This is a genomic window from Micromonospora sp. Mcm103, from assembly GCF_024519755.1.
Taxonomy (GTDB): domain Bacteria; phylum Actinomycetota; class Actinomycetes; order Mycobacteriales; family Micromonosporaceae; genus Micromonospora; species Micromonospora aurantiaca.
In genome coordinates this window covers 12,546-26,755 of the sequence record NZ_JALJRJ010000034.1, presented here as the reverse complement: position 1 = coordinate 26,755, position 14,210 = coordinate 12,546, and the positions used below count along the sequence as shown (strand labels likewise).

The 14,210-nt window shown below is 72.0% G+C and carries 13 protein-coding genes; 8 read left to right on the top strand and 5 right to left on the bottom strand.

Annotated elements, in window-relative coordinates; translation table 11 throughout:
- Positions 1-48: 48 nt before the first annotated feature.
- The 4 genes from OC439_RS28875 to OC439_RS28860 form a co-directional block, all read right to left on the bottom strand.
- The gene (locus tag OC439_RS28875; RefSeq protein ID WP_262016169.1) at positions 49-2,598 is read right to left on the bottom strand and encodes an ABC transporter permease; all 2,550 of its coding nucleotides are present in this window, start codon (positions 2,596-2,598) and stop codon (positions 49-51) included.
- Positions 2,598-3,362, bottom strand: a complete 765-nt coding sequence (locus OC439_RS28870) for an ABC transporter ATP-binding protein (protein WP_135239952.1) — start codon at positions 3,360-3,362, stop codon at positions 2,598-2,600. The genes OC439_RS28875 and OC439_RS28870 overlap by 1 nt, the downstream gene beginning before the upstream one ends.
- 261 nt (positions 3,363-3,623) lie before the next feature.
- A complete protein-coding gene (locus OC439_RS28865; protein ID WP_135239953.1) occupies positions 3,624-4,307 on the bottom strand; it encodes a response regulator in 684 nt (227 codons plus the stop codon).
- A gap of 670 nt (positions 4,308-4,977) precedes the next feature.
- Entirely contained in the window at positions 4,978-5,895 is a 918-nt protein-coding gene (locus tag OC439_RS28860) for a RecB family exonuclease (protein WP_135239954.1), read from the bottom strand.
- A 181-nt stretch (positions 5,896-6,076) separates the two neighbouring features.
- Here OC439_RS28860 and OC439_RS28855 point away from each other — a divergent pair, with 181 nt between their 5' ends.
- The 3 genes from OC439_RS28855 to OC439_RS28845 all read left to right on the top strand — a co-directional run bounded on the left by OC439_RS28855 (position 6,077) and on the right by OC439_RS28845 (position 8,857).
- Positions 6,077-7,168, top strand: a complete 1,092-nt coding sequence (locus OC439_RS28855) for a M50 family metallopeptidase (RefSeq protein WP_410054971.1) — start codon at positions 6,077-6,079, stop codon at positions 7,166-7,168.
- Complete coding sequence (locus OC439_RS28850; protein WP_135239956.1) at positions 7,165-8,109, top strand: tRNA (adenine-N1)-methyltransferase; 945 nt, start codon at positions 7,165-7,167, stop codon at positions 8,107-8,109. Before OC439_RS28855 ends, OC439_RS28850 begins: the two co-directional genes overlap by 4 nt.
- Positions 8,110-8,284: 175 nt before the next feature.
- A complete protein-coding gene (locus tag OC439_RS28845) occupies positions 8,285-8,857 on the top strand; it encodes a hypothetical protein (protein WP_013476950.1) in 573 nt (190 codons plus the stop codon).
- 57 nt (positions 8,858-8,914) lie between these two features.
- Here the strand turns inward: OC439_RS28845 and OC439_RS28840 are convergent, their stop codons facing one another.
- Positions 8,915-9,208, bottom strand: coding sequence for a ferredoxin (locus OC439_RS28840; RefSeq protein ID WP_043324386.1), 294 nt, complete (start codon positions 9,206-9,208; stop codon positions 8,915-8,917).
- A 177-nt stretch (positions 9,209-9,385) separates the two neighbouring features.
- Between OC439_RS28840 and arc the strand changes: the two genes are divergently transcribed.
- From arc to prcB, 5 genes are all read left to right on the top strand, one after another.
- A complete protein-coding gene (gene arc, locus OC439_RS28835; protein WP_018784497.1) occupies positions 9,386-11,167 on the top strand; it encodes a proteasome ATPase in 1,782 nt (593 codons plus the stop codon).
- Positions 11,168-11,334: 167 nt separating this feature from the next.
- Positions 11,335-12,852: a depupylase/deamidase Dop gene (gene dop, locus OC439_RS28830; RefSeq protein WP_355512578.1), complete on the top strand. Its 1,518-nt coding sequence runs from the start codon at positions 11,335-11,337 to the stop codon at positions 12,850-12,852.
- Positions 12,853-12,959: 107 nt separating this feature from the next.
- Complete coding sequence (locus OC439_RS28825; RefSeq protein WP_013286106.1) at positions 12,960-13,166, top strand: ubiquitin-like protein Pup; 207 nt, start codon at positions 12,960-12,962, stop codon at positions 13,164-13,166.
- 75 nt (positions 13,167-13,241) lie between these two features.
- The gene (locus OC439_RS30410; protein ID WP_357208756.1) at positions 13,242-13,424 is read left to right on the top strand and encodes an endonuclease domain-containing protein; all 183 of its coding nucleotides are present in this window, start codon (positions 13,242-13,244) and stop codon (positions 13,422-13,424) included.
- Positions 13,343-14,182, top strand: coding sequence for a proteasome subunit beta (gene prcB, locus OC439_RS28820; RefSeq protein ID WP_315985957.1), 840 nt, complete (start codon positions 13,343-13,345; stop codon positions 14,180-14,182). Before OC439_RS30410 ends, prcB begins: the two co-directional genes overlap by 82 nt.
- The last annotated feature ends 28 nt before the right edge of the window (positions 14,183-14,210 follow it).

Sequence of the window (14,210 nt, the reverse complement as noted above, 5' to 3'; positions counted from 1 at the left end):
GGCCCCTTCTTATGCACGAGGCGTTAAGAAGGGGCCCTTCCTTTCACGTCAGTCGTGGGCGATGGCGCCCAGGACGTTGATCCGCGCGGCGCGGATCGCCGGCAGCACCGCGGCGACCACGCCGATGATCGCGGCCAGGATCAGGAACGTCACCATCTGACCCCAGGGCAGGACCAGGTCGGTGATGCCCTCGTCCTTGAGCGCCTCGACCACCGCCGCGCCGAGACCGGTGCCGACCACCACGCCGAGCAGCGCGCCGAAGATGGAGATCACCACCGCCTCGACCGTGATCATGCGCATGGTCTGGCCACGGCGCAGGCCGATCGCCCGCAGCAGACCCAGCTCCCGGGTCCGTTCCAGCACCGACAGCGCGAGCGTGTTGATGATGCCCAGCACCGCGATGACGATGGCCAGCGCCAGCAGGATCTGGATCATCTGGAGCAGGGAGTCCAGCTGACCGGTCTGCTGCTCGATGAACGCGGCCCGGTCGGCCACCGACACCTCGGGGCTGTCCGCCAGCAGCCGCTCGACCTGCGGCTGCACCGCGTCCACCGACGTGCCGGGGGCGAGCTGCAGGAAACCCTGGATCGGCTGCGGGATGGCGAAGTCCGCGGCGGCCTGCGGCGGCAGCGTCACCGGGTTGGTCAGCTGCGAGCTCTCGTAGACGCCGCTGACCGTGTAGGTGCGGGCGTCGCCGCGGGACAGCTGCACCGGCACCGTCGAACCGACGGTGAGGTTGCGTGCCTTCGCGGTGTCCGAGCTGACCAGCATCTGGTCCGGTGTTAGCTTGCTGATGTCACCGGCGGTGGCCTTCGCCCCGAAGATCTGCTGCAGGGCGGCCACGTTGCTCGACACGGCCACCCAGGTCCGCTCGCCGCCGACCACTGCCATGTCGCCGTACTCGCCGTCGACCATCCGCACACCCGGGATCGCGGCGGCCTTCTCCAGCACCGCCGGGTCGAAGCTCGCCGGACGCGGCCCCGACGTGGAGCCGGAGATCACCAGCTCCGCCTTGATGTTGTCCTCGGCCAGCTTGCCGATGCTGCCCTTGGCCGAGTCCAGGATCACCGTCACGCCGGTGACCAGGGCGATGCCCACCATCAGCGCGGCGGCCGTGATCGCGGTACGGCGCGGGTTGCGGCCCGAGTTGAGCCGGCCCAGCTTGCCCGGCACCGACCAGGAGAACATCGCGCCGAGCAGCGCGACCACCGGCCGGCTGATGATCGGCGTCAGCAGCGCCACCCCGATGAACGCGAACAGCACGCCGCCGAGGATGGTCGCCAGGGTGCTGTCGCCGGCGTGCCCGCCGAGACCGAGGAACAGCAGCACCGCGCCGATGCCGGTCACCACGGCGCCGCCGATGGTGACCTTCGTCAGTGGCCGGTCCGGCGTGGCCACGTCCTGCATCGCCGCGATCGGCGGGATGCGCGAGGCACGCAGCGCCGGCAGCAGCGCGGCGATCACCGTGATCAGCATGCCGACCGCGAACGCGCCGATCACCGCCGAGGCCGGCACGCCCAGCCCGGCCAGGGTCAGACCCCCGGCGAGCTGACCGAACAGGTACGCCAGCAGCGCGCCCACACCGATGCCGGCGGCGAGCCCCAGCACCGAGGCGATCAGGCCGACAGCGAGCGCCTCCAGCACCACCGAGCCGATGACCTGCTTGCCGCTGGCCCCGATCGCCCGCATCAGGGCCAGCTCACGGGTGCGCTGGGCCACGATGATCGAGAACGTGTTGAGGATCAGGAACGTGCCGACCAGCAGCGCCACCGCGGCGAACCCGAGGAGGATCTTGTTGAAGAACGACAACCCCTCCTTGAGGCCGGCCGAGGCGTCGGCGGCGAGTTGTTCGCCGGTCTTGACCTGGTAGTCGGCACCCAGCGTGCGGGCCACCTCGTCGCGCAGCGCGGCCGGCGTGGTGCCGTCGGCGGCCTGGACGCTGACGTTGCTGAACACGTCCGGCTTGCCCAGCATCAGCTGCTGCGCCACCGGGGTGGTGAAGTAGACCTCGTTGGCACCACCGATCGAGTCCCGGCCGCCGCTGTAGCCGAACACGCCGACGAGCGTGAACTCCTTCTTCGGGGCGAGGGTCAGCACGCCGACCCGGTCGCCGACCTTGACCTTGCCCGCCTCGGCCAGCGCGGTGTTGATCACGATCTCGTCGTCGGCCTGCGGCGCGCGGCCCTCGCGGATCTCCACCAGGTCGCTCTCACCGAGCCAGTTCTGGCCCAGCTGCGGCGGGCCGAACGAGGTGACCACCTTGCCGTTGCTGCCGATCATGCGGGCGCCGTCGGCGGCCACCACGCCCTTGGCGTCGGCGACGCCGGGCACCGCCTTGATGCGCTCGAGCACCGACGCCGGCATCGGGGTGCTCAGCGGCATGCCCTCCGCGGTGGAGACGTCGATCTTCGGCTTCGCCTCGACGCTGACGTCGACCTCGGCGTACGCGTCGGCGAAGACCGCGTCGAAGGACCGCCCGAGCGTGTCGGTGAGCACGAACGCGCCGGAGACGAACATGACGCCGAGCACCACCGCCAGGCCGGACAACAGCAGGCGCAGCTTGCGCGCCAGCAGGCTCTTGAGCGTTGCCCGCAGCATCAGTTGCCCACCTCGACCGGGGCGTCCAGCTTCTTCATCGTGTCCAGCACCGTCTCGGCGGTCGGCTCGATCAGCTCCGAGACGATCTGCCCGTCGGCGAGGAAGACCACCCGGTCGGCGTACGCGGCGGCGGTCGGGTCGTGCGTGACCATGACGATGGTCTGGCCGTGCTCGCGGACCGAGTTGCGCAGGAACTTCAGCACCTCGGCGCCGGAGCGGGAGTCCAGGTTGCCGGTCGGCTCGTCCGCGAAGATCACCTCGGGGCGGGCCACGAGCGCCCGGGCGCACGCCACGCGCTGCTGCTGGCCGCCGGATAGCTGCGCCGGGCGGTGCCCGAGCCGCTCCCGCAGGCCGACCGTGTCGATCACCGTGTCGTACCAGGCCGGGTCGGGCCTACGCCCGGCGATCGACAGGGGCAGCAGGATGTTCTCCTGCGCGGTGAGCGTCGGCAGCAGGTTGAACTGCTGGAAGATGAAGCCCACCTTGTCCCGGCGCAGCTTCGTCAGACCCGCGTCGTTGAGACCGGTCACCGTGGTGTCGCCGATCATCACGGTGCCCTTCGTCACCGTGTCCAGACCGGCGAGGCAGTGCATCAGTGTGGACTTCCCGGAGCCCGACGGCCCCATGATCGCGGTGAACCGGCCGCGTTCGAACTCGGCCGTCACGCCCCGCAGCGCGGCGACCTGCGCCTCGCCGCTGCCGTACACCTTCCACACATCGTTCGCCCGGGCCGCGGCCTGCTCTCGGCCTACCGTCGCGGTCACGTCATCTACCTCTTCCGTATGGTCGTTCTCATGCCGCACCGCCCCCGCTGGCCGGTGCGGCGGAATCCATCCTCGGGGCCGCGAGGCCGAAAACCCTCCGACCTGGGGTGGAATCCGCGCCGATCTTCCGGTGAGGGTCGCCCCCCATCCGGGCTCAGGGTGACCCCTGACCGGTCGGCGACGCCGACGTTAGGCCCTTACCTGGCGTGATGGTCAACACATCGGCCCCACCGCTGGTCACGGTAGGTGAGCCGTGCCACCTCAGCCGCCGGGACGGACCAGGCCCGTCTCGTACGCCAGCACGACCGCCTGGACCCGGTCGCGCAACCGTAGCTTCGTCAGCACATGGCCGACATGGGTTTTCACAGTCGTCTCGCTGACCGACAGCACCCGGGCGATCTCCGCGTTGGACAGTCCGCGCGCCATGTGGGTGAGCACCTCGCGCTCCCGGTCGGTCAGCGGCGCCAGCGCCCGCGCCGGAGCGGCGGCCGGGTCCGGCAGCACCTGGGCGAAGCGGTCCAGCAGCCGGCGCAGGACGCGCGGGGACATCACCGCGCCCCCGGCGGCCACCGTGCGGATCGCCGCGACGAGGTCCTCGGCCGGCACGTCCTTGGTGAGGAAGCCGCTCGCCCCGGCCCGCAGTGACCCGACGACGTGTTCGTCCTGCTCGAACGTGGTGAGCACGAGCACCCGCACCGGCAGCCGGGCCGACACGATCGCCCGGGTCGCGGCCACCCCGTCCAGGCGCGGCATCCGGACGTCCATCAGCACCACGTCGGGCAGCAGCCGCCGGGACAGGTCCACCGCCTCCGCGCCGTCGCCGGCCTCACCCACCACGTCGAGGTCGTCCTCCGCGCCGAGCACCATCCGGAATCCGGTACGCAGCAGCGGCTGGTCGTCGGCGAGCAGAACCCGCACCGGCCGGGACACGGCGCCCTCGGTCATGCGTCCCCCTCGTCGTCCGGGCGGCGGTCCGGCCGGGGCCCGTCGGCACCGGTACGCGCCCGCGAGCACCCCGGCGTGGAACCGGGCCGCCGCGACCACCGTAGAGGGCGACGGCCGCCCGGTCGCCGATCAGGCCGCCCCGATCCCGCAGGTTGGCCGGGCTCTGCGCGCCCGGCCCGCGCGGGATCGCAAGCGCTCTGCGCGAGATGGTGGGCGGTCTGTGCGCCGGGGCCGCGCGGGATCGCGGGGCCCCACGGTGACCAGGCGCCGCATTAGTCCGAGGGTGACCCGGCACCCGATTCGCCCCGCGGTGACCTGACACGGGACTCGCCCGGCTCGGGGAGCGCCGCGCGCCGGCTCGGCGAGCCCGTCCCGGCCGGTGGTGCGCGCCCCGCACTGATGATCGACTCCACTTCGCCGAGGTGGCTGCATCCCACCCCCCATCGACCCCGCCACCTCCCCGAGGTGGCGCGTCCCGCCCCAGTCGATCCCGCCACCTCCCCGAAGTGGCCCGCATGCCCCCAGGCGGCGGGAAGCGGGCGGTCAGGCGGGGGTGGTTACCCAGCGGGAACGCGGGCGTCTTTGCGTGCTGGTCCTGCGCGGGATCGCCCGCCGATCCGGGGCCGTCCGGCCAGGCGTCAGCCCGGGCACCCTCCGGCGGGAGCGGAGGTCACTCGTCGGCGCCGGGCGCCACCGGGCGGGAGCGGGCGTCCACGAGCGGATCGGGCGCGGCGGCGGCCACCGGGAACGGCGGCGGCGTCCCGCCGTAGCTCGGGCACAGCGCCTGGTGGTTGCACCAGTCGCACAGGCGGCTCGGCCGGGGACGGAAGTCCTGCCGGGCGGTGGCCTGCTCGATCGCCCGCCACAGCGCCACCACGGTGCGCTCGAAGCGCACCAGCTCGTCGGCGTCCGGCGCGTAGTCGCAGACCTCGGCGTCCTTGAGGTAGAGCAGGCGCAGCACCCGCGGCACCACGCCCCGGGTGCGCCACAGCACCAGGGCGTAGAACTTGAGCTGGAACAGCGCCCGCGCCTCGAACGCCTCGCGCGGCGCCCCGCCGGTCTTGTAGTCGACCACCCGCAGCGCGCCGTCCGGCGCGACGTCGAGCCGGTCGAGGTAACCCCGGATGAGCAGCTCGTCGTCCACCACCGCGGAGATCAGCGCCTCGCGCTCGGCGGGCTCCAGCCGGCGCGGGTCCTCCACCGCGAAGTAGCCGTCCAGCAGTGCCGTCGCCGACCGGAGGAACTCCTGCGGCCCGACCGCGTCGCCGTCGGCGAACAGCGTGGCCAGCTCCGGCTCCTCGGTGAGCAGCCGGTCCCACTGCGGGGCGACCAGGTCACCGGCCGACTCCGGGGTGCGCGCGGCGGCGGGCAGGTCGAACAGCCGCTCCAGCACGGCGTGCACGAGCGTGCCCCGGGCCTGCTCGACGGTCGGCCGCTCGGGCAGCCGGTCGATGCTGCGGAACCGGTAGAGCAGCGGGCAGGTCTTGAAGTCGGCCGCCCGCGACGGCGACAACGAGGCCCGCACGGTGACCGGCGCCGCTGCCGCCGTCTGGTCGCCGGGACTGTCGATCATCGGTTCCGCCGTCATGCCCGGAAGGTTAGGGCACGCGTGTGACAGGGCCGGCCTCGCCGCACCGAAGCATGATCGGGATCGTGGCGCCCTCGGTCGTCCACGGCTGCGGGGCTCGCCGAAGCTCAGCTCACGTAGCATCGGGCCGGTGCAGCAGCGGAGCCGAGAACCCCGCCGGCCGGGGCTCAGCCTCGGCCGGGTGCTCGGGGTGCCGCTGCGCGTCGACGCCTCGATGCTGCTGCTCACGGTCGTGGTCACCGTGCTGTACGCGGCGCTGGCCCGCCGCCAGCTCGACCTCGGCCCGCTCGGCGGCTACCTGGTCGGCCTCGGGTTCGTGATCTCGCTGCTCGGCTCCGTGCTGCTGCACGAGCTGGGGCACGCGCTGACCGCCCGCCGGTACGGCATCGGTGTGCGGGGGATCACGCTGGAACTGCTCGGCGGGTACACCGAGATGGACCGCGACGCCCCCAGCCCTCGGGTCGAGCTGCTGATCTCGCTGGCCGGGCCGGCCGTCTCCGCGGTGCTCGGCGCCGGCGCGGTCGCCGCCACCCTCGCCCTGCCCGCCGGCACGCTCGGCCACCAGCTCGCCTTCCAGCTCGCGGTCAGCAACGTGGTGGTGGCGATCTTCAACAGCCTGCCCGGGCTGCCGCTGGACGGCGGCCGGGCACTGCGCGCCGCCGTGTGGGCGCTCACCCGCGACCGGCACCGCGGCACCGAGGTGGCCGGCTGGGTGGGCCGGGCCGTCGCGCTGGGCACGCTGGCGCTGGTCGTGGTGCTCACCATGCGCCGGGCACTGGCCCCGCTGGCCCTGCCGCTGCTCCTGCTCGTCGCGCTGACGCTGTGGCGCGGCGCCGGCCAGTCGATCCGGCTGGCCCGCATCGGCCGCCGGCTGCACCTGGTCGACCTCGCCCGGCTGGCCCGCCCGGTGCTGCCGGTGCCCGCCGGTACCCCGCTGGCCGAGGCGCAGCGCCGCCGCGACGAGGCGGGCACCCCCGACGCGGCGCTCGGCGTGGCCGACTCGGCCGGCCGTACCGTCGCCCTGGTCGACCCGGCGCGCGCCGCCCGCGTACCCCCGGAACGGAGGCCGTGGGTCGCGGTGGACGAGGTGGCCCGCGACCTGGCCGCCGTGCCGGCCCTGCCGCTCGGGACCGACGGCGAGCGGGTGCTGGAGACGGTGCGCACCCACCCGGGCGCGCAGTACGTCGTGACGGCAGGCGAAGATGTGGTCGGCGTGCTGCACATCGCGGATCTCGCCCAGCTCCTGGAACCCGAACGGAAGACGAACACGTGACCGCAGAGATCTCCACCGTCCCGGCGTTGCCCCCGGTGCACCGTGGGCCGTTCCGGCCCGGCGACCGGGTCCAGCTGACCGACCCGAAGGGCCGGATGCACACCGTGACGCTGGAGCCCGGCAAGGAGTTCCACACCCACCGCGGGATCCTCAAGCACGACACCCTGATCGGCCTGCCCGACGGCAGCGTGGTCACCACCGCCGGCGGCGGTACGGCGTTCCTGGCGCTGCGGCCGCTGCTGTCGGACTACGTGCTGTCCATGCCGCGCGGCGCCCAGGTGATCTACCCGAAGGACTCGGCGCAGATCGTCGCCATGGGCGACGTCTTCCCCGGCGCCAAGGTGCTGGAGGCCGGCGCCGGATCCGGCGCGCTGTCCTGCTCGCTGCTGCGGGCCGTCGGCACCGAGGGCGAGCTGCACTCGTTCGAGGTGCGCGACGACTTCGCGCAGATCGCCCGCCGCAACGTCGAGGCGTTCTTCAACGGCCCGCACCCGGCCTGGAACCTGCACGTCGGCGACGTCGCCGACTGCGCCGAGACCGGATTCGACCGGATCATCCTGGACATGCTCACCCCGTGGGAGATGCTCGACATGGTCGAGCGGGCGCTCGTGCCCGGCGGCGTGCTGATCGGCTACGTGGCCACCACCCCGCAGCTGTCCGAGCTGGTCGAGGCGCTGCGCGAGCGCGGCGGCTGGACCGAGCCGCGCGCCTGGGAGTCGCTCGTGCGCGACTGGCACGCCGAGGGGCTCGCGGTCCGCCCGGACCACCGGATGATCGCCCACACCGCGTTCCTGGTGTCCGCGCGCAAGCTCGCCCCCGGGGTCACCGCGCCGCCGCGCCGGCGCAAGCCCAGCAAGGGCGCCGAGGCGTACGCGCAGCGCCGCGACGCCCTGCGCGCGGCCGCCGCGGCCCGCGCGGCGGAGGAGCCGCAGGAGTCCTGACCCCCGCCGCGAGGGCGCGCGCGCACGGGCGGATCATGTGTGCCGGTGGGGACGACACCTGAGCGGGTGGAGACGGTGGCATGAGCGAGCGGATCGGGGCGCGCGTCGGGCGGCGCGCCCGTGCCGGTGACCGGAACCGATGGCGGCGCCGCGGCGCGGGCCGGCGGGAGGCGGCGTGAGCAACCCCGGCTACGGCAACGGCGACCTGCCGGCCGTCTTCCCGGACTGGTCGCCCTACACGGACCTGGAGTCGGCCGCGCGGGCGTACCTGCGCGACCCGGACATCGCGCTGGAGGCGCTCGACGGCGTGCTGCGCGGCGCCTCCGTGCTCGGCTTCACGCTGGAACGCTTCGTCAACGAGGTGAACGGGGTGTGGCAGGAGGTCGTCGTCTGCGACGGCAGCCGGCTGGTGCTCTGGCACGGCGAGGACGTGCCGCCGGGGGAGGGGCCGCCCGGCGCGATGACCTCGTCGCTGCGGGTGGTGCCGCTGTCCACCGTCACCGAGGTCGGCTGCCGGCGGCGGCTCATGCGCGCCGACAACGGCACCGTACGGGTCGACAGCATCGACGTGTACCTGCTGCTCAGCTCGCTGGACGAGGCGCCACCCAGCGACGAGGCGATCGGCGCGCCCCGGCACGACGCGCTGCGCTTCGGCAAGACGCTGGACGACGGCGGGGCCGGGCAGATCGCCCGGCTGGAGGAGTTCGCCCGGCTGGTCGCCTCGGTGGTCGGCCGGCCCCTGCTCTGAGGCGGACGCACGACGGGCCGGGGACGTGTGTCCCCGGCCCGTCGTGTCCGTCTACGGTCAGTCGTCGGCCTCCGGGCCGGCCACCTCCACGCCGTCGCTGCCGCGCACCACGTGGATGCACTCGCCCGGGCACTCCTTCGCCGAGTCGATCACCTCGAGGCGCAGGTGCTCCGGCACGTCCACCCGGGCGCCCGGGGCCTGCCGCAGCTCGCCGTCCGGGCCCTTGACGTACGCCAGGCCGTCGACGTCGAACTCGAAGACCTCCGGCGCGTACTGCACGCAGAGCCCGTCACCGGTGCAGAGGTCCTGATCCACCCAGACCTGCAACTGGTCGGTCGCGACGTCGGTCACGAAGCACCCCCCATGTTCTCCCGTCCCACACTCCGACGGTACCCGAACGCCCGTACCCGCCCCGCGACCAGCCCTTCGCGATCAAGCTTCGGTGACGAGCGCGTTGCTGTGGACCGAATCGGGCTCATAGCGGCTAGTGTTAGGTCAGAACGTTCAAGCCCCCCGGGGAGGTGGGACGTGGCACGCAGCGACGACGCGGACTCGCGCGCCGCACGGTGGGAAAAGGAAGCCCACGATCTCTCCACGCAGGTCGCGTTCCTGCAAGAGGAACTCGCTCTGGTGCGGCGCAAGTTGACCGAAAGCCCCCGACACGTCCGGCAGCTCGAAGAGCGGCTGGCGGCCACCCAGGCACAGTTGGCGCGGCTGACCGAGAACAACGAACGGCTCGTGAGCACCCTCAAGGAGGCTCGCGCGCAGATCGTGACGCTCAAGGAGGAGATCGACCGTCTCGCCCAGCCGCCGAGTGGCTACGGCGTCTTCCTGGCCAAGCACGACGACGGCACGGTGGACGTGTTCACCGGCGGGCGCAAGCTCCGGGTGGCCGTCTCGCCCTCGCTGGAGGTCGACGAGCTGCGCCGTGGCCAGGAGGTCCTGCTCAACGACGCGCTCAACATCGTCGACGCGTTCGGCTACGAGCGGGTCGGCGAGGTGGTGATGCTCAAGGAGATCCTGGCGGGCCCCGAGGGCGCTCCGGGTGACCGGGCGCTCGTGGTCTCGCACTCCGACGAGGAGCGCATCGTGCACCTCGCCGAGACCCTGATCGGCAGTGCGATCCGGGCCGGCGACTCGCTCATGATCGAGCCCCGCTCGGCGTACGCGTACGAGCGGATCCCGAAGAGCGAGGTCGAGGAACTGGTCCTGGAGGAGGTGCCCGACGTCAACTACGAGGACATCGGCGGCCTCCAGGCGCAGATCGAGCAGATCCGCGACGCGGTGGAACTGCCCTTCCTGCACTCCGACCTGTTCCGCGAGCACCAGCTCCGGCCGCCGAAGGGCATCCTGCTCTACGGCCCGCCCGGCTGCGGCAAGACGCTCATCGCCAAGGCGGTGGCTAACTCGCTGGCCAAGAAGATCGCCGAGCGGGAGGGCAAGGAGCGGCACACCAGCTTCTTCCTCAACATCAAGGGCCCTGAGCTGCTCAACAAGTACGTCGGCGAGACCGAGCGGCACATCCGGCTGATCTTCCAGCGGGCGCGGGAGAAGGCCGGCGAGGGCACCCCCGTGATCGTGTTCTTCGACGAGATGGACTCCGTGTTCCGCACCCGCGGCTCCGGCGTCTCCTCCGACGTGGAGAACACCATCGTCCCGCAGCTGCTCAGCGAGATCGACGGCGTCGAGGGCCTGGAGAACGTCATCGTCATCGGCGCCTCCAACCGGGAAGACATGATCGACCCGGCGATCCTGCGCCCCGGCCGGCTCGACGTGAAGATCAAGATCGAGCGGCCGGACGCCGAGGCGGCGAAGGACATCTTCTCCAAGTACATCCTCGCCGGCCTGCCGCTGCACGCCGACGACCTGGCCGAACACGGCGGCGACGCCCAGGCCACCGTCGCGGCGATGATCGACGCGGTGGTCCTGCGGATGTACTCCGAGACCGAGGAGAACCGCTTCCTCGAGGTCACCTACGCCAACGGCGACAAGGAAGTCCTCTACTTCAAGGACTTCAACTCCGGCGCGATGATCCAGAACATCGTCGACCGGGGCAAGAAGATGGCCATCAAGGAGTTCCTCACCTCAGGCCGCAAGGGTCTGCGGCTGCAGCACCTGCTCGACGCCTGCGTCGACGAGTTCCGCGAGAACGAGGACCTGCCCAACACCACCAACCCCGACGACTGGGCGCGCATCTCCGGCAAGAAGGGCGAGCGGATCGTCTACATCCGCACGCTCGTCTCCGGCGGCAAGGGCGCCGAGGCCGGACGGTCCATCGAGACCGCCAGCAACACCGGTCAATACCTGTAGTCCGACCCTCGACGAAGGCCCGTGGCGCGTACGCCACGGGCCTTCGCGCTTACCCGGGGGAAGCCGCCACACCGGACCCGGCGCTGCCGCCACGCCCCCTGCGCGCGTCACGCCGACTACGCTCGACGTGACGGGGACCGGGACGGCGAGCGGGAGCGGGCAGGTCGATGAGCGTTAGACGGATCATGGGCACCGAGGTCGAGTACGGCATCTCCGTGCCCGGTCAGGCCGGAGCCAACCCGATGGTCACCTCCTCCCAGGTGGTGAACGCCTACGGGGCGCGGCCGGAACTCAACCGGGGCGGCCGGGCCCGCTGGGACTACGAGGAGGAGTCGCCACTGCGCGACGCCCGCGGGTTCACCTACTCCGGCGCCGCGTACGACCCGGCCGAGGCGCTCGCCGACGAGGACCTCGGGCTGGCAAACGTCATACTCACCAACGGCGCCCGCCTCTACGTCGACCACGCGCACCCGGAGTACTCCACGCCCGAGGTGACGAACCCCCTCGACGTGGTGCGGTGGGACAAGGCGGGGGAGCGGGTGATGGCCGAGGCGGCCCGCCGCGCCGCGACCATCCCGGGCACCCACCCGATCCACCTGTACAAGAACAACACCGACAACAAGGGCGCCAGCTACGGCGCGCACGAGAACTACCTGATGCGCCGGCAGACGCCGTTCGCCGACATCGTGGCGTACCTGACGCCGTTCTTCGTCACCCGGCAGATCGTCTGCGGCGCCGGGCGGGTCGGCATCGGCCAGGACGGCGGCCAGGCCGGCTTCCAGATCTCCCAGCGGGCCGACTTCTTCGAGGTCGAGGTGGGACTGGAGACGACGCTCAAGCGGCCCATCATCAACACCCGGGACGAGCCGCACGCCGACGCCGACAAGTACCGCCGGCTGCACGTCATCATCGGCGACGCCAACCTCTCCGAGATCTCCACGTTCCTCAAGGTCGGCACCACCTCGCTGATTCTCGCCATGATCGAGGAGAAGGCGCTCGGCGCGGACCTGGGCATCGCCGACCCGGTGGCCGAACTGCGCGCGGTCAGCCACGACCCGTCGCTCAAGCACCTGATGCGGATGCGCGACGGCCGCAAGCTCACCGCGCTGGACGTGCAGTGGGCGTACCTGGAGCGGGTGTCCTCCTTCGTGGACGACCGCTACGGCAAGGACGTCGACGCGCAGACCGCCGACGTGCTGCGCCGCTGGGAGAGCGTGCTGGACCGGCTCGGCCGGGACGCCTTCGAGTGCGCCGACGAGCTGGACTGGGTGGCCAAGCTGCGGCTGCTGGAGGGTTACCGGGAGCGGGAGAAGCTCGCCTGGGGCTCGCACAAGCTGCAACTGGTCGACCTGCAGTACTCCGACGTGCGGCCGGAGAAGGGCCTCTACCACCGGCTGGTGCAGCGCGGCTCGATGAAGACGCTGCTCACCGACGAGCAGACGCGCACCGCGATGACCGAGCCGCCGGAGGACACCCGGGCCTACTTCCGGGGCCGCTGCCTGGACCGGTACGCCTCCGAGGTGGTCGCCGCGAGCTGGGACTCGGTCATCTTCGACGTGGGCCGGGAGTCGCTGGTCCGGGTGCCGATGATGGAGCCCGAGCGGGGCACCCGCGCGCACGTCGGTGAGCTGTTCGACCGCTGCGAGAGCGCCAAGGATCTGCTGGAGACGCTCACCGGCGGGTGACCCCGATGCCGGAAGGCCCGCCGGGTGCCGGAAACGGGCACGCGACGGGCCTTTCGTCGCTCCCGCGAGGTAAGTTGATCGCAGGCGATCGTGGAGGAGGCACCACCATGGCTACGCAAGAGGGTGGGCAGACCCAGTCCGGCAAGTCCCGCGAGGAGGTCGAGGAGGTCACCGCTGAGGCCAACCCCGAGGTGGCCGAGCGGCACGCCGAGATCACCGAGGACGTGGACGACCTGCTCGACGAGATCGACTCCGTCCTGGAGGAGAACGCCGAGGAGTTCGTGAGGGGCTACGTACAAAAGGGCGGTCAATAGGGCATATGTCCGTTTCGTCCGTAGGGCGACGGGCGGGCCGTCAACCGCCGGCACCACGATGATCGCGCCGGACGGGTGCGCGGGATAATCTGCTTCAACTGCAACGGTGGTCTTGGCCGGTCCCGGGACAGTCCCGTGGGGCCGGCCGGGGCGATCACGTACCTGAGAGGAACCACGTGGCAGCGGGTTTTGATCCATCCGGGCGTCTTCCAGATGTGTTCACCAACGCGGGGACGTCCTCCTTCACAGCGTTCCTGAGCAAGGTGGCCCCCGAGATGCTGCCCGGCCGTCGGCCGCTGCCGCCCGGCATGGCCGCCGACATGGCGCCGCACGCGACCACCATCGTGGCGATCTCGGCCGCCGGTGGTGTGGTCATGGCCGGCGACCGGCGCGCCACGATGGGCAACCTGATCGCCCAGCGCGACATCGAGAAGGTGCACCCGGCCGACGCGTACTCGCTCGTCGGCATCGCGGGCACCGCCGGCATCGGCATCGAGCTGATGCGACTGTTCCAGGTGGAGCTGGAGCACTACGAGAAGATCGAGGGCGCGATGCTCTCGCTCGACGGCAAGGCCAACCGGCTGGCGTCGATGATCCGCGGCAACCTGGGCGCGGCCATGCAGGGCCTCGCGGTGGTCCCGCTGTTCGCCGGCTTCGACCTGGCCGCGAGCGACCCGGCGCGGGCCGGGCGGATCTTCAGCTTCGACGTGACCGGTGGCCCGTACGAGGAGACCGGTTACGACGCGATCGGCTCCGGTTCGCTGTTCGCCAAGTCCGCGCTGAAGAAGCGGTTCCGGGCCGGCCTGTCGGTCGAGGACGCGACGCGGCTGGCGGTCGAGGCGCTCTACGACGCGGCGGACGACGACACCGCCACCGGCGGCCCCGACCTGACCCGGCGGATCTACCCGGTCGTGATGACCGCTACCGCCGAGGGCACCCACCGGCTCACCGACGCCGAGACGGCGGCGATCGCGGAGAGCGTGGTGTCCGGCCGGATGGAGAACCCCGGCGGCTGATGCCGCCCCGCACCGTCCACCGAGTCAG

Coding starts and splice junctions, on each gene's coding strand:
- dop (WP_355512578.1), top strand. CDS start 11,335: ATGAGCGTTAGACGGATCATGGGCACCGAGGTCGAGTACGGCATCTCC.
- OC439_RS28875 (WP_262016169.1), bottom strand. CDS start 2,598: ATGCTGCGGGCAACGCTCAAGAGCCTGCTGGCGCGCAAGCTGCGCCTG.
- OC439_RS28860 (WP_135239954.1), bottom strand. CDS start 5,895: ATGACGGCGGAACCGATGATCGACAGTCCCGGCGACCAGACGGCGGCA.
- OC439_RS28825 (WP_013286106.1), top strand. CDS start 12,960: ATGGCTACGCAAGAGGGTGGGCAGACCCAGTCCGGCAAGTCCCGCGAG.
- OC439_RS28865 (WP_135239953.1), bottom strand. CDS start 4,307: ATGACCGAGGGCGCCGTGTCCCGGCCGGTGCGGGTTCTGCTCGCCGAC.